Annotated in this window: 20 protein-coding genes and 1 riboswitch; of the genes, 4 read left to right on the top strand and 16 right to left on the bottom strand. The window is 36.0% G+C overall.

Annotated features, from left to right (window positions below):
• The first annotated feature begins 2 nt into the window (after positions 1-2).
• Entirely contained in the window at positions 3-713 is a 711-nt protein-coding gene (locus tag ACJJVT_RS05680; protein WP_405397150.1) for a hypothetical protein, read from the top strand.
• 222 nt (positions 714-935) lie between these two features.
• Here ACJJVT_RS05680 and ACJJVT_RS05675 read toward each other — a convergent pair whose 3' ends face one another.
• The 4 genes from ACJJVT_RS05675 to ACJJVT_RS05660 all read right to left on the bottom strand — a co-directional run bounded on the left by ACJJVT_RS05675 (position 936) and on the right by ACJJVT_RS05660 (position 8,921).
• Positions 936-1,103: a hypothetical protein gene (locus ACJJVT_RS05675; protein ID WP_405397148.1), complete on the bottom strand. Its 168-nt coding sequence runs from the start codon at positions 1,101-1,103 to the stop codon at positions 936-938.
• 333 nt (positions 1,104-1,436) lie between these two features.
• Positions 1,437-1,664 (bottom strand): CDGSH iron-sulfur domain-containing protein, encoded by a 228-nt coding sequence (locus tag ACJJVT_RS05670; protein ID WP_027067135.1) that lies wholly within the window; start codon positions 1,662-1,664, stop codon positions 1,437-1,439.
• Between the two features lie 140 nt (positions 1,665-1,804).
• Positions 1,805-7,510 (bottom strand): immunoglobulin-like domain-containing protein, encoded by a 5,706-nt coding sequence (locus ACJJVT_RS05665; RefSeq protein ID WP_405397147.1) that lies wholly within the window; start codon positions 7,508-7,510, stop codon positions 1,805-1,807.
• Positions 7,511-8,012: 502 nt separating this feature from the next.
• Positions 8,013-8,921, bottom strand: coding sequence for a DUF1338 domain-containing protein (locus tag ACJJVT_RS05660; protein ID WP_405397145.1), 909 nt, complete (start codon positions 8,919-8,921; stop codon positions 8,013-8,015).
• A 110-nt stretch (positions 8,922-9,031) separates the two neighbouring features.
• On the opposite strand from ACJJVT_RS05660, the gene ACJJVT_RS05655 reads away from it, so the two are divergent.
• The gene (locus ACJJVT_RS05655; RefSeq protein ID WP_405397143.1) at positions 9,032-9,910 is read left to right on the top strand and encodes a LysR family transcriptional regulator; all 879 of its coding nucleotides are present in this window, start codon (positions 9,032-9,034) and stop codon (positions 9,908-9,910) included.
• 107 nt (positions 9,911-10,017) lie between these two features.
• On the opposite strand, the gene ACJJVT_RS05650 is transcribed toward ACJJVT_RS05655, so the two are convergent.
• The 5 genes from ACJJVT_RS05650 to ACJJVT_RS05630 form a co-directional block, all read right to left on the bottom strand.
• A complete protein-coding gene (locus ACJJVT_RS05650; protein ID WP_405397141.1) occupies positions 10,018-10,617 on the bottom strand; it encodes a DUF6642 family protein in 600 nt (199 codons plus the stop codon).
• 214 nt (positions 10,618-10,831) lie between these two features.
• Positions 10,832-11,509, bottom strand: a complete 678-nt coding sequence (locus ACJJVT_RS05645) for an alpha/beta hydrolase (RefSeq protein ID WP_405397140.1) — start codon at positions 11,507-11,509, stop codon at positions 10,832-10,834.
• Positions 11,510-11,766: 257 nt separating this feature from the next.
• Positions 11,767-12,342 carry a hypothetical protein gene (locus ACJJVT_RS05640; protein ID WP_405397138.1) on the bottom strand — a complete coding sequence of 192 codons (576 nt, stop codon included), beginning with the start codon at positions 12,340-12,342 and terminating at the stop codon, positions 11,767-11,769.
• A gap of 16 nt (positions 12,343-12,358) precedes the next feature.
• Positions 12,359-13,090 carry an NAD(P)-dependent oxidoreductase gene (locus ACJJVT_RS05635; protein WP_405397137.1) on the bottom strand — a complete coding sequence of 244 codons (732 nt, stop codon included), beginning with the start codon at positions 13,088-13,090 and terminating at the stop codon, positions 12,359-12,361.
• Positions 13,091-13,213: 123 nt separating this feature from the next.
• Positions 13,214-14,263, bottom strand: a complete 1,050-nt coding sequence (locus ACJJVT_RS05630) for a serine hydrolase domain-containing protein (RefSeq protein WP_405397135.1) — start codon at positions 14,261-14,263, stop codon at positions 13,214-13,216.
• A gap of 364 nt (positions 14,264-14,627) precedes the next feature.
• On the opposite strand from ACJJVT_RS05630, the gene ACJJVT_RS05625 reads away from it, so the two are divergent.
• The gene (locus ACJJVT_RS05625; protein ID WP_405397134.1) at positions 14,628-15,479 is read left to right on the top strand and encodes a formate/nitrite transporter family protein; all 852 of its coding nucleotides are present in this window, start codon (positions 14,628-14,630) and stop codon (positions 15,477-15,479) included.
• Positions 15,480-15,547: 68 nt separating this feature from the next.
• On the opposite strand, the gene ACJJVT_RS05620 is transcribed toward ACJJVT_RS05625, so the two are convergent.
• The 7 genes from ACJJVT_RS05620 to ACJJVT_RS05590 form a co-directional block, all read right to left on the bottom strand.
• The gene (locus ACJJVT_RS05620; RefSeq protein ID WP_405397132.1) at positions 15,548-20,065 is read right to left on the bottom strand and encodes an Ig-like domain-containing protein; all 4,518 of its coding nucleotides are present in this window, start codon (positions 20,063-20,065) and stop codon (positions 15,548-15,550) included.
• Positions 20,066-20,086: 21 nt separating this feature from the next.
• Positions 20,087-20,629 (bottom strand): conjugal transfer protein TraO, encoded by a 543-nt coding sequence (locus ACJJVT_RS05615; protein ID WP_405397131.1) that lies wholly within the window; start codon positions 20,627-20,629, stop codon positions 20,087-20,089.
• A gap of 496 nt (positions 20,630-21,125) precedes the next feature.
• Positions 21,126-21,890 (bottom strand): phosphoribosyltransferase family protein, encoded by a 765-nt coding sequence (locus ACJJVT_RS05610; protein ID WP_405397130.1) that lies wholly within the window; start codon positions 21,888-21,890, stop codon positions 21,126-21,128.
• 3 nt (positions 21,891-21,893) lie between these two features.
• Positions 21,894-22,892 (bottom strand): hypothetical protein, encoded by a 999-nt coding sequence (locus ACJJVT_RS05605; protein ID WP_405397129.1) that lies wholly within the window; start codon positions 22,890-22,892, stop codon positions 21,894-21,896.
• A 15-nt stretch (positions 22,893-22,907) separates the two neighbouring features.
• On the bottom strand, positions 22,908-24,362 hold the full coding sequence (locus tag ACJJVT_RS05600) for a nicotinate phosphoribosyltransferase (RefSeq protein WP_405397127.1): 1,455 nt from the start codon (positions 24,360-24,362) through the stop codon (positions 22,908-22,910).
• Positions 24,363-24,372: 10 nt separating this feature from the next.
• Positions 24,373-24,810 carry a nucleoside 2-deoxyribosyltransferase domain-containing protein gene (locus tag ACJJVT_RS05595; protein ID WP_405397125.1) on the bottom strand — a complete coding sequence of 146 codons (438 nt, stop codon included), beginning with the start codon at positions 24,808-24,810 and terminating at the stop codon, positions 24,373-24,375.
• Between the two features lie 98 nt (positions 24,811-24,908).
• The gene (locus tag ACJJVT_RS05590) at positions 24,909-25,583 is read right to left on the bottom strand and encodes an NUDIX hydrolase (protein WP_405397124.1); all 675 of its coding nucleotides are present in this window, start codon (positions 25,581-25,583) and stop codon (positions 24,909-24,911) included.
• Positions 25,584-25,783: 200 nt separating this feature from the next.
• A riboswitch (TPP riboswitch) is annotated at positions 25,784-25,877 on the top strand.
• 75 nt (positions 25,878-25,952) lie between these two features.
• Here ACJJVT_RS05590 and thiS point away from each other — a divergent pair.
• A complete protein-coding gene (gene thiS / locus ACJJVT_RS05585) occupies positions 25,953-26,183 on the top strand; it encodes a sulfur carrier protein ThiS (RefSeq protein WP_405397122.1) in 231 nt (76 codons plus the stop codon).
• Positions 26,184-26,203 lie beyond the last annotated feature (20 nt).

The following is a 26,203-nucleotide window of genomic DNA, read 5'->3' as shown; positions in this document are numbered from 1 at the left end:
CTATGAGAGAGTTCATATACCGTAACAAATTGGCCTTCATTGCATTAATTTTAATCTGTTCCTGTAAAAAGGACAATAATGGAGAACAACCTACAACACCAACTACACCTATCGAACAGGAAATTCTTCAGCCTACAACGGCAACTGCCAAACTGCCAGTAAACGGGGAGATATGTACTGATTATGAAGAAATTGAGAATGACCTTTTAAATATTAATGTATTTGTTGAATGGATAGCTTCTTCAAATACTGATAATTATACCCTAAAAATACAGGAAGGTACCACTGAGATTTACGAAGAAAGTTTTACAAATACAGAAACATTGGTTCTGTTGCAAAAAGCTAAAACGTATTCATGGTATATCATTTCAACTAATGAAAATGGTTCTGTACAAAGCGATACTTTTTCTTTTACTACTCCTGGAATTTCAGAAGACAATTACGTACCCTATGCAGCAGAAATAACTATTGAATTTGATTCCAATGCTAACACGATGACCACCAGTTGGGTTGGGAATGATGAAGATGGTGACGTCCTTACCTATGATATACGTATACTTGAAGCTGATATCGAAATTATAAGTGAAAAGGACTTAACTAATACCTTCCTTGAACCCATAACAATAACAAGAGGTGTTTTTTACACTGCAGAAGTTACCAGTACAGATAGTTTTGGCAACTCATCTATTTCTTCAAAAACACGAAAATTATAGTGCTATCCATTTTTATGAACTTAAGTTGTAATACATTATCGTATAGGAATAGTTGTTCGGTAAAATTTAGATGATATGACAGTAAATTCACTTCTCGGACCGTGTGATTTTTTTGTTAGATAGCGATTGTTTCAAAAACAATAGGTTTAGTATTCATTTTTTATTGAACCTATAAAAAACGATGTAACCAAAATGACACGCGAGAAAGCATGATGAAATCAATCACCTTGCCTTATTACCTATGGTATCAACCAGAACAGCAACTAATTTTACCAAATCATCAATAGCTACCCATTCATCTGGCATATAAAAATTACCAACCAATGAACCGATTCCGTAATCTGGAACACTTAACAAACTGACTTGCTTTCTGAAGTTATTTGCAAGCAAATTTTTGAATAAAATAATTTGATAATTATGAGCAAATGCATTTAGAAAAATATTCTTTTTTGTAAAAAAATAAGGTTTATAAATGATTCATTCCACACACACACACACACACACACACACATTTCACTCCCCTCCTATCGTCGGCTCGAATAATAAGTATTCCATTATATTTTTAGAAGAAAGTTTTTAAGAAAGAAAAAAATAAAAGAAGATTTTAGAAAATAACTTCGCTTTTACCCAAGCAAAGTTACATAACGCAGGAGGTTATAGAACAAAAAGTTATTATTGCTTTTTTATGAGAGAAGTCCATTAAAAAGCAATAATTCATATGTTTTATTTCTTTTTCATTGGTGGTAAATCGAAAGCTGTTGCTTCGTGCTCAAAATGATTTCTGTGTGAACCATCGCAAAAAGGTTTGTTATTAGAAAGTCCGCAACGACATATACCTAACGCTGTTCTACCTTGTAAGTTATATGAATTACCTTGGCTATCTACAATTTCAAAATCTCCTTCTACTTTTACAGACCCATTACTATTTATGGTTAGTTTTGTTTTGCTCATACTATTAAATTCTTTTATTTGATTTTGGTAAAAATAGGAATATAGATTTAATTTTTATCGTGAATAATTAGGAGTTATGAATTTTAAAACAAGATGTAATAATAAGTGTTTATTCAATACATCTCGTCGGTTGTCAACTATTATTTTATTACGATTTTAAATTCAACCTTTTCTTTTTCATCTTCTGATAATCTCAATATATAAACGCCTCTATTAATAATATCCGATACATTTATTCTAAGCGTTCCATTTTCAAGGTATTGTGTTGTTTGCTTAACTACTTTGCCTGATACGTCTACTATTAAAATGGTAACCATGCCCTCGGCTTCAAATCCTGATACCGATAACCAATCAGTAACTGGATTTGGAAATAAACGTAATTCATTAAACTGGAAGGTAACCATCTCAATTCCTTGACAATCTGAAGTTCCTTTTATTTCAAAAGTATTCTGCCCAGTCTTTAACGGCAGTTCAATACTATTTAAACCTGTATTTAAAAATTCAAATACTAAAATTTCAGTATCGGTCTTTACTTGGTATGACTTGCTTCCGGTAACATTTACGCGGCCTAAAGCAGAACCTTGGTCTATTTTCTTGTTTGTAATACCTATAGCCTCCAATTCTGGAATTGTTACATTGAATTCAGGAGCGTTAATTTCCGCATCTGAACCTTCAAAATTAACTACAAACTGTCCGGATGGTAAGTTTGGGAAAACATACGAGCTTTTTTGTGGCACATCAATAACTATTACATCATTACCAATACCTGAGAGTGTAGCAATTAAATCATATTCGCTATCATTGGTAATAGTTATGCTTCCGTTAGAAGAACTAGGACAAGAAGGCGAGTTTAAAAGTATACTAATATCATTAGGTGCTAGTTGAACCGGCGGACTAATCAATTCATTAATGACAATGGTTCTAACTACTTCAATTGCAGCATTTTCAGCACTATCTTTTACGTTGTACGTAATGCTATAGGTACCCGCAACATTCATATTTAAATCGGTCATATCTACCATTACGAGGTCGGTTATATCACCGTCCACATCATCGGTTGCCAAATAACCTTCTTCAACAAATAGTTCACCTACATAAAGTTCTAATGGATTATTGCCATTTAAAACAATGATGGGCTTAATGGTATCCATAGGTACATCAAGTACATTAATGGTTCTACTGACTTCATCTGCAGCGTTACCGGATTCATCTGTAACATTATACGTAATTTCATACGTGCCAGCTAGACCTAGGTTTACATCTTGCATACCTACTATAACATTATCCGTTAGACTTCCGTCAACCAAATCCGTTGCAGAATAACCAGGCTCGAAGTACGTGTCTCCTTCGTTTATTTCAATGGGATCGTCGCCTTTTAATACAATAATTGGTTTTTCGGTATCAGGTATAGAGATACATGAAAAGATCTGAGCGTTATCTTGGCTATCTGCACCACCAATGGCGGCACTCCCAGAAATGGCTACCGACGAACCGAACCAATCTTCGCCGGTATTACCCTCGGCCACAAGATTATAGGATTCTTTCCATGTTCCATCAGCTTCTTTTTGAAAAATATAGGCGGAATTTTTAGCCAAACCATATACATCGTTGGTTCCTACCATGGCCACATCTCCAAATACAGCTACGGAATATCCAAAATAGTCATATCTATTGCTATTGCTAGCGGTTAACTTCTGTATTTCGTTCCAGCTACCGTCAGAACTCTTTTCGAATATATAGGCTGACCCATTGCCATCGTTCAAATAAGAATTATTTGTCCCCACTATGGCAACATTATCGAAAATGGATACGGACCTGCCGAAGTAATCTACCCGAGCATTGTTGCTAGGCGTTAACTTTTTAGTATGTATCCAATTGCCATCCACTTCTTTTTCAAATATATAAGCGGCACCATTAGCGGCGTTATTCTCATTTTCGCTGTATTTGCCCACAATGGCCTTATTTCCAGAAACGGATACGGCGTAGCCAAACATATCTAAAGTTCCACCGTCGAAAGCGGTAAGCTTTGTCGTTTCTATCCAAGAGCCATTATATTCCATTTCGAAGATATAGGCAGCCCCACTAGATAAGCCCTTTTCATTATCTCCTGTGGCACCAATGATAGCAACTTCACCAGAAATGGAAACGGAAAAACCAAAACGATAATAAGATTCATTATTGTTAGGTAAAAGTTTCTGAATTTCGACCCAAAGGCCATTTGCATCTTTTTTAAATATATAGGCAGCACCACTACCGGTACCGTTATCATCCGTGTTAGAGGCACCTATAATAGCTATATTGCCAGAAATGGCCACTGAAATACCAAAGTCATTATATGAACTGGTTTCGCTGGCCTCAAGCTTTTGAATTTCCACCCAATTGTTATTAGCGTCTTTTTCAAATATATAGGCTGCGCTGTTTCCGTTGGCTCCCACAATGGCCGTATTACCCGATATGGCAACAGACCCACCAAAATAATCCCTTATCATGGCATCGCTGGGGCTAATGCTTTGATTGTTTGTACAAACCGTTATATCGATGACAGTAATAGTAACGTTTTGAATGGCAGATAATCCTTCACTATCCGTTACCGTTACTTGAGCATTGTAAACGTTATTGCCATCATTATCCAAAGGGTTATCGATATCCGGAATTGTAATAAATGAAAACTCACCGTTTTGGTCGTTTAAATTGAAAAAGGAATTATCCGCTCCTAAGTTGTCATCCATTGTAAAACTATAGACCAAACCATTACCTTCTGAATCGTTATCATCTGTAGCATTAACCTTAAAACCTGTATTGATACCATTTACATCAAAATCAAAAGAATCCGTAGAAGATAAGACCGGGGCACGATTAGACGGTGTAACGCTAATTTCAATTTCTTGCGTTGCTGTAAGACCCACATTGTCTGTTACCGTTACTTGAACGTTATACGTATTATTTGCACTATTGTCCAAGGGTTCGCTATAATCGGGAGGGTTGATGAAAGAAAGCTCACCCGTATCGCCTATTAGCGTAAAAAAATCATTGTCCAATCCACCATTATTTAAGGTGGTAAGGCTATAGACCAAACCATTGCCCTCTGTGTCTTTATAGTGTGATGCATCGATATCCAGTACGATAGATGTCGTATTTTCGACAACGGATGCACTTGCGTTTGCTTCTAATCTAGGAGCTTGATTTGAAAGTGTGCCACCAAAAAAATAAGCAGCACCGGTATGAGCGCCGTATTCATCGTCATTTCGTGCGCCTACTACGGCCACGTCGCCAGATATGGAAACCGAACCGCCAAAACTATCATAACCTGCATTAGGTCTAGAGTCGAGTATTTGTATTTCTAACCAAGTTCCATTAGTATCTTTTTCAAATAAATAAGCGGAACCTCTACCTACTCCATTCTCATCTGAGCCTACCACTACCCTATTACCGGAAATGGATACTGATTGACCAAACCAGTTATTTGAAGCTGCATCGCTAGCCGTCAGTTTTTCTTGTTCTTCCCAATTACCATCTGTATTTTTTTCAAATATATAGGCAGACCCACTACCGTCTCCGTCATCATTATTGCCAGGGGTACCTACTATAATGGTATTTGCAGAAATAGCTACCGAAGAACCAAATCTATCGCTGAAAGAAGCATCACTGGGAACTATTTTTTGTGTTTCCGAAAAATAACCATCTGTACCTTTTTCAAAAATATACGCTGCCCCGCTATTATTACCATTACTTCCATTATGTGCGGCACCAATTACAATTTGGTCTTCTGATATGGAGACCGAGCCTCCAAAATCATCACCTAAGGCTGCATCGCTAGCGGTAAAAACTTGGAGCTGAACCCAATTACCATCCACACTTTTTTCAAATACATATGCCTTATCTATTAAATTTGCGTCCGTATGGTGTGTACCTACGACTATATAATTTTGGGATATAGCGACCGAGGTTCCAAAATTACTATTTGTAGCACCATTATCAACCAGTAATTTTTGTGATTCTAACCAAATACCATTTGCGTTTCTCTCATAAACGTAGGCAGAACCACTGCTATCTCCATTATCATCATTACCAATAGCACCTACAACAGCGGTATTTCCAGAAATGGCAACAGCACTACCAAAATAATCGTACGTATTGCTGTCGCTTGCGGTTAGTTTTTGAGCTTCAAGCCAATTGCCATTGGTATCTTTTTCATATAAATACGCAGCGCCGCTTTCTATGCCAAAATCATCATGCCCATTAGCGCCAATTATGGCAAAATTATTTGAAATGGCAACGGAATTGCCAAACCAACTACCGGATAAATAATCATTTGCCGATACCCTTTGTATATTGCCCCAGATGGTTTCATTGACATCGGTTACCTGTATGGTATAATTTGTGTACGCATAAAATCCACCACTATCTGTTACCGTTACCTGAATGTTGTATATATTATCCTTATTATGGTCAAGAGGATTTTCAAAATCAGGGCGATATTTAAATGAGAATATGCCCGTATCTTCCGTTAACATAAACAAGGCATTATCTAAACCATAGCCGTATTTTGTGGTAAAGATGTAACGGAGTCCGTTACCTTCGGTATCGGTATCATCAGTGGCATTGATATCCCTTAGAATATCATCACTGTTTTCCGCTACATTTAAAGTTCCAAAGGCAGTTTGTTGCGGTTTCTGATTTGTTGTTGGTGTATAATTAAAAAAGTATGCCGCACCACTGTTTTGACCATTTGTACTTTTAAAAGCAGAACCTATTAACGCATCATCTCCAGAAATAGCAACTGCTCCGCCAAACTTATCGCCCAAAGCAGCATTACTGGCGTTGATTTTTTGAATATTATCCCACTGACCGTTCGCTGATTTACGTAGCATATAGGCAGAGCCACTTTCTGGGGCTTCTTCATCATCTAATAAAGCACCTACTATAGCTACATTGCCCGAAACAGCTACTGCATTTCCCAGTTGACCATTTCTATAGTCGTGTAGTTTATCAACTTCAATCCAATCCGTAGTTGCTTCTTTTTCGAATATATAAACATCGCTAACGGCACCAACTATAGCAACATTTGATGAAATGGCCACAGATTTTCCAAATCTATTATATCTACTACTATTACTTGCAAAGAGTTTTTGTGTTTGAATCCATGTATTTGCATTTTTTTCATAAATATAGGCAGAGCCACTGTCTCGACCTCTTTCATCATCTGATAATGCGCCTATTATAGCCTTATCATTTGACACTGATACCGAAATCCCAAAGCCATATCCATAAATAGCATCTTCCGGAATAATTTTAACTACTTCCACCCAAGTACCATCAGTACTTTTCTCAAATATATAAGCAGCTCCCGTTGAACCATTATCCCTGGAAGCCCCTACCAAAATTGTGTTATTCGATATTGCTATGGAGTTACCAAAAATGTTACCACGGGGTGCATCACTAGCAATGAGTTTTTGTAATTCTATCCAAGAGCCATCGACCGACTTTTCAAAGACATATACAGCTGTGTTTCCTGGTGACCCTATGATTGCAATATTCCCATTTATTGCGACAGATTCACCAAAACGGTGGAATTCATCAGCATCACTAGGTAAAAGTATTTGGCTTTCATTCCAAGTACCATCGATAGTCTTTTCATAGATATAAGCAGCTCCACTACCAATTCCGTTTTTATCACTGCTTTTTGCGCCTATTATAGCATAATCTCCAGATACCGCAACGGCATCTCCAAAGAAATCACCTTCTGCATTATCGCTGGCTATTTGTCGTTGCTCGTTGCTCCATTGGGCATTTAGATTGCCTACGCCCACTAGGAGTAGAGTTATAAAAAGTAGTTTTAACTTCATAGATTTTTGCTGTATGTTCTTGAAAACAAATAGTATCTGAAAATTTTTTTGTTAAAATTTTGCTATAGTTCAACGCAAAAGAGAGGAAGATATTTTGAAATAAATAGATAAGGCGTAGTTATTAGGTGATTTTCAACAAAACACACCATAAAACCTAAGCTAAATTATTTATTGAGCCTGAGAATAAAACATTAATACAGGGCAAGAAGCTTAAAAACTTTAATGGGAAATAGTAAATATGTTAAGGAATAAAAAAGAAGTAGAAAGATTATTAAGTAAAAGACCTAGTAGAAAATTCTAGAATAATCCATTTGAATACTAAACAATACAATTTAGCACTTATGGGTTGAACTCATCCTAATCTAGTTTGATATAAATTTTTCAAATCAGCCTTTAATTTTTTAAAAGTTGATTTGAAAAACTAATGATGTATACTTTTTACCAAAAGTTAGAAGTTATGTAAATACGATGTTCAATATGAACCGCAAACCATTAAAATTTATTACTTCTTAGAAGTTTGCTCCAGATAGGTGCTTTCAAATATTTTATCAGCATTAGCAGCTTCAAAACCTTCTCGTCTATGCTCCCTTTGAATTTCACTTTTATCTAAAGACTCAAATTCTGGTAGTACAGAGCGCTCAGCAAATTCTACATAACTACCTGAAATTTTCATTTTTTCGTAATGGGCAAAGGTCGCATCTACCATTTCAGCTACCGAACTACTTTGGCGTAACAAACCGTCATTACTGGTTTTGATCTTTCCGCCAGATGAATTTAGTACAATTCCCAATCCTTCTAAAAATTCATTAAATACCTCTAGAGAATTATATGGAGAAGGCAAATTATGAACGCTGATGGTATAATGATTTAAATAATAGCGGTTATAAATTACCCAAGCTGCATATTCACTTTCTTCTGACAGTTTTTGAAAATCGGCTAGCGTTGGCAACTTCCATAACGGTTGGTAGAAAAACTCTCCAACCGCCTTAGCATCGTCTAAATCAATAGCATCTATGGGGTCGGTGTTGATGGTATTCGTGTATTCTGAAATGATACGTTGCGATTGGCTAGAAAGGTCTTGCACTCTTAACTCACTAATAAAAATTCTAGGATACTCGGGACTTGGCGGTGCATACCAGTAGGCGTCTAGTTTTTTAGCAGGAAAATAGTAAGAATCCATTTGGGAATATCCGTAGTGTAGAAATATTTTTTCAAAAGAGGAAATTCCCAAATTAGGAACACCTAAGGTACGAAACGCTATATGATCGTTAACGATTTCATTTTCGTATTCAATCATATTGACATCGATCATAGCCTTGGTAATTTTTTCTACATCGGTTACACTTTTTTTATAGGGAAGAAACAAAGCAGTTAACACTTTATCTAAAGAAGTATTTTGTTCAAAATTCATAGCACGCAGGTATTAAGAATAGATTGTAAGATTTTTTAGTTGTAATTATTTTGCAAAGTTCTTGTCTATTTTAACAATAAACAATTAACATTGTAGGTTTATTGATAAGTATGACTAATCAATTAGAATTTAGACATCTCCACTACTTTTTGGTATTGGCAGATACGTTACACTACCGAGAGGCGGCAGAGAAACTATATATATCACAATCTGCCTTAAGCCAACAGATACAGCGCTTGGAATTTATTTTAGGCAAGAATCTCTTTATACGCAACAATAGAAAGGTGAGTTTGAGTCCTGAAGGAATAATTTTTAAACAAGAGGCTACGCTTATACAGAATCAGGCTGCTTTGTCTATGGAACGGTGGAAATCTGCAGTTTCTGGAAAACAGGGATTGCTTAAAATCGGATTTGTAGGTTCTGCAATGCAAAAATACTTGCCATCTGTTATCAAGAAATTTTCTGATACGCACCCTAATATTGAATTCTACTTAAACGATCTTAGTAATACAGCACAGCTTGCTGCTTTAGAAGCGGGACAAATTGATATTGGGTTCATACGCTCTAATGTAGTTGCTCCCACAATGGAAATTAAGTCAGTATTTAAAGAGAAGTTTGCTTTGGTATTACCAAAGGACCATGCGATTTCTAAAGCCAATTTTAAAAATGTATCGCAATTGTCAGAAGAGTCCTTTATACTGTTTCCGAACAAGAATAGTCAAATGTACTATGACCAAATCGTAGCCCTTTGCAATGATCATGGCTTTGCTCCTAAAATATCGCATCGTTCAATTCACGCCCCTACGATTTTTAAACTGGTAGAAGGCGGATTAGGAATTTCTATAGTTCCGAACTCCCTTCGAGATAAGAGCAATACTAAAATTAAATTTATTGAATTAAATAATGTACCACAAGAAACCGAGCTGTTCGCGGTATGGAACAAGAAAAAGGCAAATATGGCTTTGCCTTATTTTTTAGAGGTTTTATAACCCGGTTATTTAGTGGTAAAGATTTATAGGTTCAACCAATGAGAGCCTTGTGTTGATTTCTTTATGATTAGGCAGCCCGAAAATTTAAATAGTATTTGAGCTCTTTTCTAATAATATAGCCTAAAATCTAACATTTTACAGACATTGTAATGTCTTTGGTGCAGCTCTTCTACGACTTCAAACATATCGTCATCTTCTTTAAATAAATTAAAGAAAGCTTTATCTAGGTTTGCGCTGCTTACTCCGTTATATGCATTCCCGTAGCCCGAAACTGCTTTTGCGTTAGTGATATCTAAAAAGTACTGTGCTTCTTCTTCGTCAAGGTCTAGAATTTTGGCGTTTGAAAAATGCAGGATCTTCCCTTTTAACCGTCCCTCGAAAATTTCCGCAATCTCTTGCAGCGTATAATAGTAATCGTTTAAGCAGATGCTATTGGCTTCGCCATGCATGACCAAGTAAATAATTTCATAATCTTTAAAATTATGATCATCTAAGACCAATGCGTTAAGGCTATCTTCAAGTCCTTCAATGGTGTCACATGTCTTATAGATACTAGCGATACCATATTTCATGGCTAATTGCTCGAGGCTTTGTTGAGCTTCGGTAAGGTTTTCGTTTTCTACATCATCGACACCTTCTAAACAATAGATAAAGTTCTCTGTATCAGTTACGTGTTCTTGGGGTAATTGTCTTCTTTTCTCTAGCAAGCTTCTAAATTTTTGTAGCGTATGTGAAGTACAATATTACTGCAACTGTTTTATTTTTTTAGCGTTTTAAAGTTAAATATGAGTCGTAACAAATAGTGCTTCCCTCCTACTTTCGAGTAGTACAAATACAAAACGATACTAAACCGTTAGGGGATTATTGCAAAGCGTCTAAAAACGGAAATGTAAAATAGCCCATTACGCGTTGAGGATTTAGCTATATACTCTTTAAAAAGCTCTTTACAGCGCTCCAATAACCATCATTATCATCAAACTTTTCCCATAAAGCCCGTGAACCATGATTTCCTTTGGTTGCTGGTACATACGACACTTTTGTTGTGGTAGGTATCGCTTCGTTTATGGCAGCCCAATTATCTTGCTCGTTTTGCGCAGAAGTAATAAACGTGGGTACCTTAATGTTTGCGGCACTATTTTTTATAAAATCGTCTTTACCAAAATACTCTCCAGGTGAAAAAGCCATGGCGGCATCAATATTATCAGGATAGTCACCGGCATATTTAAGAACTAAAGAAGAAGAGTAAGAACTGCCCCAGATAATTATTCTCTTTGGGGCATATGTCTTTTTAACATAAGCTACGGTTGCCTCGATATCTTGAAAAGCATTTACATATTCGGTTTCCTTATCTGCGGCTACCGCTCTTTGGTTGGTCTGGTTGACAACGGAATTTACTTCACCACCAGAGCGTTGGTCAATGGCAAGGCAACTATAACCCAATGCGTTTAATTTAGGCGCTATTTCTTTGTATTCTCCGCGGCTCCACCCTGCTTGATGAAAAAGGAGTATAAAGGTTTCGCTCCCTTTGACCTCATAATAATCTGCGGTAATCAGCAGACCATCTTTAGAGGGAAAGTCTATAGTTTTTTGTGCGAACATATATAAGCAGCTTAAGCTTAAAACAAAGGAGAAAATCGTTTTCATAAATGGCGTTGTTAGTTATGTGTATTTGAGTCCGACTTTAGTGCATTTGCTTACATAAAGTGATGAATATATATTTTTGCAATGCCCAGTTTAAGCATATTTATTTGGGATGTTTAATATACGATACTTTTGCAACTGTTTTATTCTTTTGAGGTATAATATGAGTTGTAATACATAGTGCGTCCCTCCTTTTGATAGCTGTTGGGTTATTGTTATTGGTGAAAATTTTCGCTATTAGATTTCATCCTTCGGAGACCAAGTACAATCAAAACGACTATTAAGGTCAAAAAATAAATACTGGTAGCACTACTTTTAATAACAGAAAATATACTTGTAATATTTACAGAGCTTCCTGTAACATTTGGATAGGTATTTAGCATGGAGATAATGCCTATGTTTTCTAAATAATCTGCTAATCCTGCAATTACAGGCAATAGACACAGGTATAGGAATTTCGAGTTTAATTTAGGTAGTTTTAAAAGGAAATAAGCCAGTACTGCTGCATAAGAAATACCAAAGAGTAATGGGTACATCATATCTACAGGAATTTGTTTGGTGAGATACATTTGACGACCGGTATCCCCTAGTGTATGAAAAAGGGTGTTTACATACTCTAAATCATATCCTGCGGGCATCATATCTAATAATTGCAATCCGTTAGAGAATTCCATCGTTGCCGGTATGGTAACTAGCAGCATATTCGCATATACGCTGTTGGTGAGTAAGAAAAGCACTAGAACCTTCTTGCCAGAATGTTGTTTCTCTAACTGTTTTATGAAGTTTTCCATTTTACTGTAATGTTATTTAACTGGCTTGTGACGAACTGTAAATAACCGGCATTTGTCCTTTCCATTTATTCCAAAGGTTAGTGTCATTGATAAGGCTAGCCATAAAATGGGCAACATTAATACGGCTTACTTTACCGGCATTGAATATGGCACTACGTGTGGGCGAAGGGAAAATCTCGTATGCACTTACCTGGTCTTCGTTAATTAATCCGTCTGGTCTTACGGCAACCCATTCTATGGCGCTGTTTTTCTGACCAATTTGCGTACGCAAGTAATCCGCAGCCTTTTCATTATCTACATGAGGTGGCAATAGCACACGCAAAAGACCAATGACACATTTTTGGGCAAATGAAATAGGTTCATAAAGATCACGATTTCGATTACCGGTAGTGTTCATTAAAACAAACTTGGTAGGTGTATGCAGTCGGTTTTCTTTAACGGCATTGCAAAGACGTTTGGTAGCATCGGTAACCAATTTTCTAGGTTGCCCGTACATACCTTTAAAAGTTAAGTTGTGACCAAGGCAAGAAGCCACTGCTTGGCAATCGCTTACCAAATCTTGCATTTCGTCATCGGTAAGGTCTAAAATGCTTGCGGTTATAATTTGAAGATGCTTATTGTTTTTCCATAATTCAGGGAGTTTGTCTGGAGAACGTACCACCACTTTTACCGAATGTTGTTGCAAAAGGAGTTGTGTTACCAACTGACTACCTGTGGCGCCACTTGCGCCTACTACTAAAACTGTCATACTGATTTGATTGATTGATTGATTGATTGATTGATGATTTGTATTTAAGACGATTTAATACTAAAGTTGTTACATAATATAATTACAAATATTTAATTTATAGATAGTTATGTTCTTTTATGATTATTTTGCTTTACGTAGTATTTTAACCACTCTACTATGGGTAATTTGTAGCAAATTCCATTGGTAACCTTCAAAATCTGTGGTGTTCATAAATTGAACCACTACAGCGTCTATATCTTTATGGTATTCTGCCAAACATTGGTAGCCAGCAGCCAAGCCACCGTGATTAAACTCATAAAGTGCCGTGTAGATTTCCATTTCTTCTTCGCTAAGTAAAGAGCCATCGTTTAATGCCCTTACGAATTTGCCGACATCTTCTGCAGTAGCTAGCATCATACCATTATCCTCGTTTTTAAAATCTTTATCGATTCCTACATAATAGCCACTCATTACATCATCTAAGTTTACGTCATCAAGTGAACTATATGTATTGTTGAGGTTAAGCGGAATTAAAACTTCTTTTTTGAAATAGTCATAGCGACTAGCACCTGTAACTTGCTCTATAATTCTGGAAAGCAGTAGATAATTGGTGTTAGAATAGCCATAATCTTCATCCGGTTCAAAATCCGCAGGTAAATCCAATGCATATTTAAGCACATCTACATCGGTGTTCGGTTGGTTTTTCCAATAATCGGCATTGTCGGTGAAATTAGGAATGCCACTTCTATGCTTTACCATCATTCGCAATGTAATCTTATCTGCATTTTCAATTTTACCTAAAAGTTCTGGAAAATAATCGGTAAGTGGTTTATCTAAATCGATACGATTTTCATAGGCTAATCTTGTAATGGCAACCGCTACATATAACTTGCTTATACTCGCAATTTTGAACAAAGCATTTGGATTAACAGGTATTTTCTTTTCTGTGTTATGATATCCGGCACCATATAATGCTGGTGGTTTACCCGCTTGGTCGACGTAAACTATGACTCCGTCGAATCCGTAACCTGCCGTTTGATCCACTTGCTCTTGTACCGTACTTGGTAAAGGTAGCATCCATGCTTTTACAAGGATCCACGGTACAAACCATAACGAAATGAATGTGCTAACGAGTAATACGATTCTAAAAATCTGTTTTTTCGTACTGACTTTTGGTTTGACATTTTCCATTATGTGATCCTTTAGGTTTGATTGATGATACAAACATATATGGAATCGGTATAAAAATAAATTGTGAATGACCGAATTGTAATTTTTTGGGGATGAATTGGTTCTATGTGTTAAACGCTCCAACTTTGGATAGTAGTAGAGTTCTGCTCATTTTAAAGTTTATTAATAAATTTCTTTTAAAGCTATCAAAATATGTATTCAGAGCAACCATATTTAGGTCCGTTGTGTATTTTTGAAAAATTGGCAAGCGTAAAATTTACGTAGCATCAAAGGTTTAATAGATTCTTATAATTAGCTATTTATTAATATCTTAAAGAGGTATTAATTACAGCCTGCCCTTATAAAACCAACCACTAACTACCTTATGGAAAATAAAGAAATAGAACAGGAAGACCATCAGAAAGAACTGGAAAAGAAATCTGCAGAAATTAAAGATGGCAATGAATACAGTGTTATTCTAAGCAGGGTTATTCATGAAGGAGAAGAAATTTTCAAGATAAAAAATAAAGCCATGTTTTTAAGTGCGGTTATTGCCGGCTTAGAAATTGGGTTTAGTTATTTTATGATCTGTGCACTTTATTATCTATTGAACGGTACTGTAGATACTGCTATTATTTTTAAACTTTTTGCGGTCGTATACCCAGTAGGGTTTATACTTGTTATCCTTGGTAAATCTGCCCTATTTACTGAGCAAACCTCTGTATTGGCATTGCCCATGTTAAATGGTCAGCGTAGCATTTGGGAATTATTTCGGGTATGGGGCGTAGTTATATTAGGGAATATTATAGGAGGTAATATTTTTGCTGTTTTTATCGGGTTACTTGCTCCGCATCTTCATCTTTTTACAGAAGAGACCATGGTAGAAATTGGTACTCATGTAGTCAAAGAAGGCTCTTGGGTTCTATTAGCAAGTGCGATTGTAGCCGGATGGTTAATGGGTTTATTAACCTGGTTATTGAACAGTACTATGAATTCGCTTACTCGTGTTGTACTAATAATTATGATAACTGGTGTGATAGGTTTTGGAGGATTTCATCACAGTATTGTGGGCAATATAGAGGTGTTTGGTGCTTTTTTACATTCTAATGATATAAGCTTTCTAGATTACCTATGGTTTCTATTTTTGGCTTTATTGGGTAATAGTATTGGTGGCGCTGTAGTGGTGGGTCTTTTTAAATACAGAATTTTCGAATCTAACTATAAAGAGGAGGTTTAGCTATTTTATATTGTAACTATATGTAATTAAGCTGTTTTTTGTTTTTATTCGATATGTCTTTTTTATTTTTATTCTACCGTTATTACAATGGTATCCGTGAAGCCACCTTCCTCTGTAGTTACGGTAATCGTAGCTTCACCTGCGGTAACACCGGTTACGACACCTGTGGTAGGATCTACGGTTACGGCGTTGGTGTTGTTAGACGAAAAGGTTACGTTCGTATTCATTACGGCAGCCGGCTGTACATAAAATGGAAGTTCACGGGATTCATCTTCATCTATTGTTAATGTTTGATATCCGAAGCTAACACCAGTTACAGCAACATTGTTAGGTATCACGGTCATTAAAAATGTGTCGGTATATCCACCATCTTCCGTAGTTACAGTAATCGTAGTAGTACCGGGCCAAACACCGCCGACTATCACCCATTGTTCGTACCCAGATTCTATATATGTTTGCACCGTTGCAACACTAGGGTTACTGGAGGAATAGGTGACATTGGTATTGGTGGCATTGCTAGGAGCAATTATGCGTTCAAGGTCCCAAGCTTCGCCTACTTCTATCTCAAGATTGTCCAGCCCGGTTTTATCAAAGCTAACTCCGGTCACTGGTATAGTTGTACCTTCTACCGTTATTACAATGGTATCTGTAAATCCTCCTTCTTCGGTCGTTACGGTAATCGTAGCTTCACCTGCGGCAACACCGGTTACGACACCTGTGGTAGGATCTACGGTTACGGCGTTGGTGTTGTTAGACGAAAAGGTTACGTTCGTATTCATTACGGCAGCCGGCTGTACATAAAATGGAAGTTCACGGGATTCATCTTCATCTATTGTTAATGTTTGATATCCGAAGCTAACACCAGTTACAGCAACATTGTTAGGTATCACGGTCATTAAAAATGTGTCGGTATATCCACCATCTTCCGTAGTTACAGTAATCGTAGTAGTACCGGGCCAAACACCGCCGACTATCACCCATTGTTCGTACCCAGATTCTATATATGTTTGCACCGTTGCAACACTAGGGTTACTGGAGGAATAGGTGACATTGGTATTGGTGGCATTGCTAGGAGCAATTATGCGTTCAAGGTCCCAAGCTTCGCCTACTTCTATCTCAAGATTTTCCAGCCCGGTTTTATCAAAGCTAACTCCGGTCACTGGTATAGTTGTCCCTTCTACCGTTATTACAATGGTATCCGTAAAACCTCCTTCTTCGGTCGTTACGGTAATCGTAGCTTCACCTGCGGCAACACCGGTTACGACACCTGTAGTAGGTTCTACGGTTACGGCGTTGGTATTATTAGACGAAAAGGTTACGTTCGTATTCATTACGGCAGCCGGCTGTACATTAAATGGAAGATCAAACGTTTCGTTTTCATCAATTGTAAGTGTTTGAAACCCGATGTTGACACCAGTTACGGCAACATTGTTAGGTATCACGGTCATCAAAAATGTGTCGGTATATCCACCGTCTTCCGTAGTTACGGTAATCGTGGTAGTACCGGGTGAAACTCCACCGACTATCACCCATTGTTCGTACCCAGATTCTATATATGTTTGCACCGTTGCAACAGCCGGATTGCTAGAGGAATAGGTGACATTGGTATTTGTTGCATTGCTCGGAGCAATTATGCGTTCAAGGTCCCACGCTTCCCCTACCTCTATCTCAAGATTGTCTAGACCGGTTTTATCAAAGCTTACCCCTGTTACAGCAATCGCAACTGAATTGAATTGTACTGAAACATTATTATTTGCTGTTTCACCAGAATTAGATGTTACTGTAAAATTTAGAGTATGATCACCTGAAGCCGTACCATTATAGATACCTGTAGAATTACCTGTAGAAATCACGAAGCTTGTACCTGGTGCAATCGATACCCCATTGTATACGAATATTCCCGAATTATTATTGGTGTACACAGCTGTATAAGTTTCAGAACCTGATATATCGAATTGAACGTTCACATTATTGTTCACGTTGGCACTTGCAGATGCCACGCTTAACTCAAAATTTAAAGCGATATCTACTGGAGTTACGGTGACCAAAACAGTATCTGTAAATTCCCCATCTTGGGTGGTTATAGTTATGGTAGCTTCACCCTCAGAAACACCGGTTATCTCTCCTGATGAATTTACTGTCACTATCCCTTCATTACTTGATGAATAACTAACATTGGTATTTTCAGCATTACTAGGAGAAATACTATGGGTAAGATTAGAAGAACTGCTTTCCGCAATTGATACATTTGGTTGATTGAAATTAACCTCAGTTACAGCAACTGTAACTACATTGTCTGAATATTCTATAGAAGCATTATCAGTAGCGACTACACCAGTATTTGATGTAACAGTAAAGTTTAAACTATGCGTACCTTCTAATGTGCCTGTGTAAGTTGCGGAAGTTGAACCAATTAAAATATCGAAAATTTCTCCGGGTTCGTAAATATTTTCATTGTAGAAAAGACTTCCTTCGCTTGTATTACTATATGAGGCGCTATAGCTTTCATTTCCGTTTAAATTGAAATTAATACTTACACTCGCATTAGTTTCCGCAGATGAAGAAACAGGTACCGATGAAAAAGTCAAAGAGTTGTCTATTGAGCTTAGATAATTTAATGATACATCATCTGAAGCTGAAATATCTCTACTTGATGTAACCGTAAAAACCAAATCATGCACACCTACTGCTGCCCCATTATAAATACCATTTGAATTACCAATAGCAACTACAAAATTCTGACCTGGTACTATAGTAACTCCTTCATAAACAAATGATCCTGTGTTTGTATTTGAATAGGTTGCGGTGTATGTATCATTGCCTACAAGGGTGAAATTAATATTTGTGTTTTCACCTACTAATAAATCACTAATTTCTTCCATTACAGAAAAGGTCAAATTATCATCTTCTGGCTCGGCATTAAATGTTGCATTGACTGACCCTGTTCTTGTTTCTCCTAAATTGGAAGTAACAGTAATGTCTAAAATATGTTCACTTTCAGAAAAGCCCTGATAACTTGCTACTGTATTTCCAGTAGAAATATTGAATGTAGCACCAGGGGCATAGCTGTTACCATTGTAAGTTAGCACTCCTTCATTATTATTATCATAAGTTCCGGTATAATTACCGCTGCCTATTACGCTAAAATTAATTTGCGCATTTTCATCTAAGGTATAAGTGTTCTTTTCGAAAGAAGTACTAAAATCAAAACTACTTACTATTGAAAATGAGATTAATGTCACATTCTCTTGACCAAAATTGTCTGTTACCGTAAATGTTAATTGCTGTTCACCTAAGGTTGTGGGTGTGTAATTATAAGAGAAATCACCAGGAACTACATTTATACTTGTATTAGGTGCAATTATGTTTCCTGAAACATCAGAGAGATTTCCATTGCCATCTTCCCTATTATATGTAAAAGAATATTCGAGGTTATCTCCGCCAACAGAAGAAAGAACAAAATCTATGGGAACCGATTGATTGAGGTCGACAGAACTGTTTTGTGTTGAGCCAGTAAATGTAAAAGGTGTAGTCCTATAATTAAAACTAACACTATCTCTTTTAATTTGATTATTACTATCTGATATATCGAAATATATTTTCTTACTACCTGCTACATTACTATTAAATATATAATTATATGTGCCTGGTTCTATATTATTTGGAGTAGCAGAAATAATAATCTCTTTGTTTTCGTTTCTAAGTGTTCCTGCCCCTTCACTCTCTTCAGCATAATAATGAACTATTTCATAATCTATGGAATCTTCAAGATCGGTAGTTTCTAAAGTTATAAGTATTAATAAATCTTCACCTAATGTACCCTCATTATTTTCAAGATTTGCATCTATAGAAAATGCTATATTTTCTACTAAAATTTCAAGTGTAACAACTTTGACGAGACCATCTGGAGAAGTACTCGTTACCGTAATAGTATGTGTGCCTAGGGTAGTCGGAAAGTAAATAAGTTCAGAACTTCCTTTATTAAAAGAATATTCTTTATTTACCTCTAAATCTTCTCCATTAAAGCGAATTGTACCTGTACCACCATCTATACTATAAGTTACTTTATAATCTTTCTCTAATGCTAAAGCCGGATTTTCACTTAGCATGGTAAGTTCAATCGTATTTTCTCTATTAATAATGTATCGGTTTGACACATTATTGAGTAAAACAGTAAATGGTGCGTAATCTATTATATATTCAAGTTCTACTTCTTTTTGATTTTTTTTGTAATCTAAAGCCTTAAACAAAATACGATGTTTACCTATAATAGTAGGCACATATTTATATTCAAAGTTTAATTTTTCAAGTTCTATTTCTCCGCCATCATAACGATTCCCGTCAGTATCTTCAAAATACCCTTCTCCTTCTAATATTTCATAGTCAAAGAAAAATTTGGCTCCATCAATTTGTCTGCTAAAGATGATATCAAATGTGGTTGTTAGTTCTTGATATACAAACCCTGTGTTTTCATTCGTTCCTTCAAAAGTAAAATCGAACGTATCAATAATTATATCTCCAAAATCTTTCGTACAGCCTAAAAGTAGAATACCTAAACAGGCAAATAATTGTAATTTTTGCTTCATATAGTGGGATGATAGTGTTTGCTAATATAAAAAGTAACGTAAACCGACACCGAAATAAGGATACCAATTACCTACGTCAGAATTTATATTGTAATACTCATTTGCTTTTGCTACCAAAGACCAATTATCGCTAAAAGCATAATCAAGCTCAAGACCAGCAAAACCGCCATATAGAAATTGACTTCTGGCGTTAATTAATGCTCCGTTAGGTAGCTCATTATTTCCATTATTTAATATTTCATAACCTAGCATTCCACCAGCACCTATAAATAGGCTAACAGGCTTAAAGCCTTGTGTTTCTATAATTTTATAGTAATAACCAGGTTGAATATTAAATATATTATAAGGTATTTCGTAACCAACAGTTTCTTTGTCTTTGGAGAAAGATGCAAATAGCCCTACATGAATATAGCTGCTTCGACCTTTATGATAATTGTAGTTGAACAGAGCGGCATATCCATCCTCAGTGTATCCGGCTGATAAACCAACAGATGTTGCAAATGCGCGTTGCCCATAAGACATTTGTACTAAACCAAATATTAAAATAATTAGTAATTTATTCATGTTCATATTTGAATCTAACCTAGTGATTTATTACAAAGTTTTCTGTTTTGATACTATGCTACAATTCTTCTGTTACGATTAGTGCTACTCTCTAAGTTGGTAATATAATTTATTGAAAAAAAACAATTGCTTTATATTCAACATCTTCGTTATTAGGCTTTTTTATTAAGTCATATGAACTATTTTGTCAACTGAAAAAAAATATTGAATGCAAATAATCTGTTATTTAAATTATTTAGATGTAAATAATTAAGCTAAAACTTATTTTAAAAAGAATATTTTCCAATTCCGTGATATTATCAAATATAATTTGATTTAACAAGTAAGTAATTACAAAAACAGAAGGAACTAATAAATAAAATTCTATATAAATATATTATGTTAAATATCTTGACAAATCATATTTTCCACATACATGATAGGTTTTTTATAAAAATATAGATATAAAAAATAGCGCATTACTGCGCTATTTTTCATTTTACTATTATGTAGAACTTTACAACCCTTCTAACTTGAATTGCGTTACAAATTCATCATCAATATCTTTATAGCTATTGGTGCAATAGACATGGTCAATGGTTTCTTTTAATTCATCAAATCCGTAGTTAAATTGTGCGTGAGTTACATATAGGTACACCTTTGCGGCACCTTGCTTTTTCAACGCTTCCGCTAAGAATTTGAATGTTCTACCGCCATCGGCTAAATCGTCTACAATTAAACATTCTTTACCTTTGACATCACCTTGTATACTAATTACTGGAGCACCATCTATTCTAACTTTGTTAGAAGGCACCAAATCGGCATTCAGTTTTTCGGCAATTTCATGGGTGGTTTTATACGCGCCAGCATCGGGACTCACCAATACCGGATTTCCAATTTCATTAAAGGCTTTTTCAACATAATCTACATGAGATATTTTCTCTGCATTATCAATTAATGCCAATGAAATGGGACTATGTGGGTGTAATATGGCAACGGAGTCAAACTTCATATCGTTGATGAACTTACAAATAATTTTTAAATCGAATGATTCACCTTTATTAAATCGTCTATCTGATCGTTGCCCAATTAGGCAAAATATAGTGAGTTTAGCTATGGCTGTTTTATTAGTCGCATTTTCAGCATCCCAGGCTTCTTTGATAGCAGCAGCTCTGAATAAATCTTCATAACTGTTCCCTCTAATTTTAATATGAATATCTCCGCTTTCAATTATTTTAGCAGTTACTTGTCCGTCGTTAAACTTTTTTATTTCGTATTTCATATGCTAATTCTTTCTGTTGAAATTCTCTATTTCTTGTTTCAATATATGGTTTGAGCTGCCGTAACTTACGATACTCACATCTAACGGCGAATTCTTAAATTTCTCTAATGCTTTGAACAATGATTCTAGTATCCAATCTAAATCATTACCAAATGCCCCACCCCCTACTAAGGTCAAAAATACTTTATTTGACTTGTTATTTTTAAGGTTTATCAGTGCTGTGTGTAACGTAGCTTCATAGGTTGCTTCTAAAATTATTCTTGCAAAATTCTCCCAATAATAAGATTCGATATGCGAATATGCTACGGGCAAAGCAGAACAATAAATTTGAGATACTATTTGTTTTTTATCCGTCAGGGTAACTTCTGTATTCCATTGCGTACCTACTTTTAGCTTACTCTTCAGAAATTCTCTTTGGGCATCATTAAAGCTTCCTAATTGCTTATTAATGCTGAGCAAGCCTTCTTGACTCAAAACAGCATAACCATTCGTCATTTTCCACAATTGGAGCTCCTCATTATTAAGCTCTTTACCGATCCCATCTAAACAATCGATCTGATATGCACCTGTTTGCCCGATTTGATCGTTAACCGGAGCAAAATAGTTTCTGTAAATTGTACCTGCACCGCAAGCGATGGCACAAGCGGGACCTTGGGTAAAGTCATTTTCGTAAATACCAACACCCGCATTAGGCGAAACCTCGGGACCGACCATTTCTAATAAATTGAACTGAGAAGCAGCTTGAAATAACGCGTGCTCATTTCTAGGGTCGGCATGTAAGTCTTGAATATCGGCAACCACTTCAGACACCTTTATTTTACCAGTACTGTCATTGTTGGTTTTCAGATCTCTTAATTGCTCTAAGGAAACAACCTCTAGGGATCCAAATTGATAGGATTTGTTATTGATTTTAGAAATCAAATGCTCTCCGTCAATAGTCATATGATCACGTACATTTTCGGGTGATACTTCATCAAATCCTGTCAATTCTTTAAACCACATATTCAGTTATTATTTTTAAAGATTGGTATTAATACGATCTCTTATTTCTTGTATGTTCGTTTGGTTTACAAACTGTCCATCTTCATAGATCACTTTTAGCTCTCCCGTATTTTCTTGTTCAGGCGTTACTTGATCTACCAATGCATATTCGCCGTTTTGCAATTCCACTTTTACCATTCCCTTCGCAGATTTTTTAACTCCGTCATCAGTAATAGGATCTTTGAAGATTTCTCTACGTTCACCATTCACGACAACAGAAGTAGCTTTCATGGCAAAACCAAAGGTATCTCTGGTATTAAACTGGTAGGTAAAAGAACCAATACCCAATACTACATTAGTCGTTGCAAAGCCCTTATCGCTTAAACGTTGACAAATAGCTTCAGCTCTTTCTGTAGTAATGCTATCACCATAAATAGCACCAATGTGACTATCTAAGACTTTAAAACCTTGCTCGTTGACAGTTCCTCCAAAAATATCCCAAAGAAGCTCTACAACACCTTTATCTTTCGGGGTGTTACTACCAAGAGTTCTAGTTTCGCCACAGATAATATCAACAGGATCGCCGCTATCTGGTCTAATGACCAATTTACCATCTCTTGATAAAACCTCTTCTTTAAGCTTTGGAAGATAATCTGTAAGTACTTTCCATAGATCCCAAGTGTCACTAACTACAGATAAAATTCCCGTAGGGTACGTATCCATTAAAGCCCTGAACGTACCAATTTCATCATCTTTAGTACCAGCACACATAACGGAGTGTTCGGTAGCGTTTACAGAACCGACTACAAAACCTTCAGCTTTATAATAGTGACGTAAACTGCTGATTACCGGTAAGGTATCTGACCCTAAGAATACAGATGCATGACCCATACCCGAAGAGATTGCACTTTGCAAACCGCCCATACCTCTCATAGAGAAATCGTGACCTTGAAAATCGATGAAAGCCATATTGTCTTTATCGGTTTCTAGTGTCCATTTTTTGAAAATACGTTTGTAACATAAAGCAATAGAAGCCGATGTCATCGGTTGCCATAGCATAGTAGATAGCACGGTTTCTAGAAAATTCGTAATCCAGTAGAATTTTTTATCTGTATTAACTACAGTAACCATAGGCACTCTAATAGGAACCTCTACCCCTTCTACAATCGATTTTACTTTAATAGGTAAATACTGTAGATCATGTAATTCTTCATAATGAGTTACATCATAATCGGTACCTAAATACAACGATAACTCTTCTTTCAATTCATTACAAACCTGAGCTTTTGGCTTAGAAAAGAAGTTGTCTTGAAAATAATCGTGCAACCATTGAAAAACATATTGTTGCCCAAATGAAACTACTTTATCGCACCCTTTCGGAGCATATTTATTGCTTCTTGGGGTCCAGTTAGAATATACCTCTTCTGTTCCTTTAGGGTATTGTTGGTGGTGTCCTGTTTTGTATCCGTCTGTCAGAAATAATCCGTTCATAATGTTATAATTAAAGGCTGTTTTTCAACAGTGTTTTAGCTTCTTTGATATTGTTAAAAATAGGTGTGCTATACTTTTCGCATAAGGTGTGTACATAACTGCTTTTGTAAAATTCTTTCGGACAAATGACGATGAGCTTTTTCGAGTTCACGTATAATCCTAATTCTACTAAAGAAATTGGAGAAAGCGCATTGGGTAGAAAATTAAGCAAAATCATATCTGATAGCTGTAACGCATCTAACTCCCATTCGATATGACGCTTCATTTCTTTTGTATTAAGGTGGTCGTGTTTTGTATTGGTTGGGTCAAAAATGGAATACGTACCGAATTCGGTGATAATATCTTCTCTCCAACTCCCCTCCTGTTTATGATCCATACTACCTGCTAGAAAAATAGAACGTTGGTTCCGTTTATTTATTGGTAGTATATCGTTAGATGTGTATATCATAAAAATTAATTTGCGTAATTATAACGCAAATATAGAATATAATTTAAGTTCGCAAAGTGTTATTTGTGTTTATTTTACGCAAACTATAAAATTAGCATTTATATTTCGAAGATGATACCCTCTTTTTTAAGCTTGAAGTACCTGTTTTTATTGAACATAAAGAGATTTGCAGGTCTGCCAGAACCTTTAGAAACTTTTTCGTCTAATTCGTCTAGAATATTTAATCCGAGCATTTTCTTTCTAAAATTACGCCTATCAATGTCCCTTCCTAAAACGGAACTATACAGTTTTTCTAAGTCTGAAAAAGGGAATTTTGTGTCCAACAATTCAAACCCTATGGGTTCATAAGTAATTTTAGCTTGTAAGCGTGTAATGGCAAGTTTTAAAATCTCTGCATGGTCAAAAGAAAGTTCAGGTAAATTATTGATAGTAAACCACTGTGCCTCTTCCGCATCGGTCGAAGCCGATAATTTGAAAGCGCTTGGTTTTATCAATCCGAAATACGCCACGGATACTACTCTATTTCTAGGGTCTCTTTCCGGATTGCCAAACGTGTATAATTGCTCAAGGTAATTAATTTTAATTCCCGTTTCCTCCTTTAGCTCCCGCTCTACTGCTTCTTCTAGAGATTCTGAGTCCAAAACGAATCCACCGGGAATAGCCCATTTACCCTTAAAAGGCTCATATTTTCGTTTGATGAGCAGTACCGATATCGTTTCAGATTCATACCCAAAAACCACGGCGTCTACAGAAAGCTTGATAGATTGTTGCATACTATGCGTATATTTTACGCTAAAATAGGAAAGATTATAGAGATGGAACGTTTTACTACCATATTAGCACCTTTCCATAGTATCTATTCTAATAAAGGCATATCTATTTTTAAGTCAAACGGAAACTTCTAGAATAGTCCAATTGAGAAACAAAACCCCTTTTATGAATCATATCTGCCGTCTAATTCTTAAATTAGCAATGTAAACTTTAGGAGTAGCTATTTCATAGTTTGAGAAATATCCTTAGAACCTGATTTGATTAATATCAACGTAGGAAAAAGTTATCAGGATTAATACCCTGTACTTTCCATTTTTACTTCGTTTTTTAATTCTTTCTGTTTACATATTATTTGAATTCAATACGGCGTTATGCGCCTTGATAAAGTAAAACAGCAGATGATAAATATTAAAGTAAATAACACCTCTCACCTATTCAAACCCAATACCACGCTAGAAGAAATTATTAGTGAACTAGGTATTTCGGTTAAGGGAATTGCCGTTGCAGTTAATGAAAATATTATTTCGAAAACAGAATGGAATATCAAAACGCTGAACGAGAACGACGAAGTATTGGTCATTAGAGCCACACAAGGCGGATAGAAACGAGGTTGTCATTCTAA

This window comes from Maribacter sp. Asnod2-G09 (genome assembly GCF_045063795.1).
Taxonomy (GTDB): Bacteria; Bacteroidota; Bacteroidia; order Flavobacteriales; family Flavobacteriaceae; genus Maribacter.
The sequence above is the reverse complement of the archived record's forward strand: the minus strand, read 5'-3'. Positions and strand labels throughout refer to the sequence as shown.

What these genes read in the sequence shown, in the direction of transcription:
- ACJJVT_RS05660 (WP_405397145.1), bottom strand. Translation starts at nt 8,921, where the DNA reads ATGAATTTTGAACAAAATACTTCTTTAGATAAAGTGTTAACTGCTTTG.
- thiS (WP_405397122.1), top strand. Translation starts at nt 25,953, where the DNA reads ATGCGCCTTGATAAAGTAAAACAGCAGATGATAAATATTAAAGTAAAT.
- ACJJVT_RS05635 (WP_405397137.1), bottom strand. Translation starts at nt 13,090, where the DNA reads ATGACAGTTTTAGTAGTAGGCGCAAGTGGCGCCACAGGTAGTCAGTTG.
- ACJJVT_RS05595 (WP_405397125.1), bottom strand. Translation starts at nt 24,810, where the DNA reads ATGATATACACATCTAACGATATACTACCAATAAATAAACGGAACCAA.
- ACJJVT_RS05665 (WP_405397147.1), bottom strand. Translation starts at nt 7,510, where the DNA reads ATGAAGTTAAAACTACTTTTTATAACTCTACTCCTAGTGGGCGTAGGC.
- ACJJVT_RS05645 (WP_405397140.1), bottom strand. Translation starts at nt 11,509, where the DNA reads ATGTTCGCACAAAAAACTATAGACTTTCCCTCTAAAGATGGTCTGCTG.
- ACJJVT_RS05600 (WP_405397127.1), bottom strand. Translation starts at nt 24,362, where the DNA reads ATGAACGGATTATTTCTGACAGACGGATACAAAACAGGACACCACCAA.
- ACJJVT_RS05610 (WP_405397130.1), bottom strand. Translation starts at nt 21,890, where the DNA reads ATGAAATACGAAATAAAAAAGTTTAACGACGGACAAGTAACTGCTAAA.
- ACJJVT_RS05680 (WP_405397150.1), top strand. Translation starts at nt 3, where the DNA reads ATGAGAGAGTTCATATACCGTAACAAATTGGCCTTCATTGCATTAATT.
- ACJJVT_RS05605 (WP_405397129.1), bottom strand. Translation starts at nt 22,892, where the DNA reads ATGTGGTTTAAAGAATTGACAGGATTTGATGAAGTATCACCCGAAAAT.
- ACJJVT_RS05625 (WP_405397134.1), top strand. Translation starts at nt 14,628, where the DNA reads ATGGAAAATAAAGAAATAGAACAGGAAGACCATCAGAAAGAACTGGAA.
- ACJJVT_RS05620 (WP_405397132.1), bottom strand. Translation starts at nt 20,065, where the DNA reads ATGAAGCAAAAATTACAATTATTTGCCTGTTTAGGTATTCTACTTTTA.
- ACJJVT_RS05670 (WP_027067135.1), bottom strand. Translation starts at nt 1,664, where the DNA reads ATGAGCAAAACAAAACTAACCATAAATAGTAATGGGTCTGTAAAAGTA.
- ACJJVT_RS05615 (WP_405397131.1), bottom strand. Translation starts at nt 20,629, where the DNA reads ATGAATAAATTACTAATTATTTTAATATTTGGTTTAGTACAAATGTCT.
- ACJJVT_RS05655 (WP_405397143.1), top strand. Translation starts at nt 9,032, where the DNA reads ATGACTAATCAATTAGAATTTAGACATCTCCACTACTTTTTGGTATTG.
- ACJJVT_RS05630 (WP_405397135.1), bottom strand. Translation starts at nt 14,263, where the DNA reads ATGGAAAATGTCAAACCAAAAGTCAGTACGAAAAAACAGATTTTTAGA.
- ACJJVT_RS05590 (WP_405397124.1), bottom strand. Translation starts at nt 25,583, where the DNA reads ATGCAACAATCTATCAAGCTTTCTGTAGACGCCGTGGTTTTTGGGTAT.
- ACJJVT_RS05640 (WP_405397138.1), bottom strand. Translation starts at nt 12,342, where the DNA reads ATGGAAAACTTCATAAAACAGTTAGAGAAACAACATTCTGGCAAGAAG.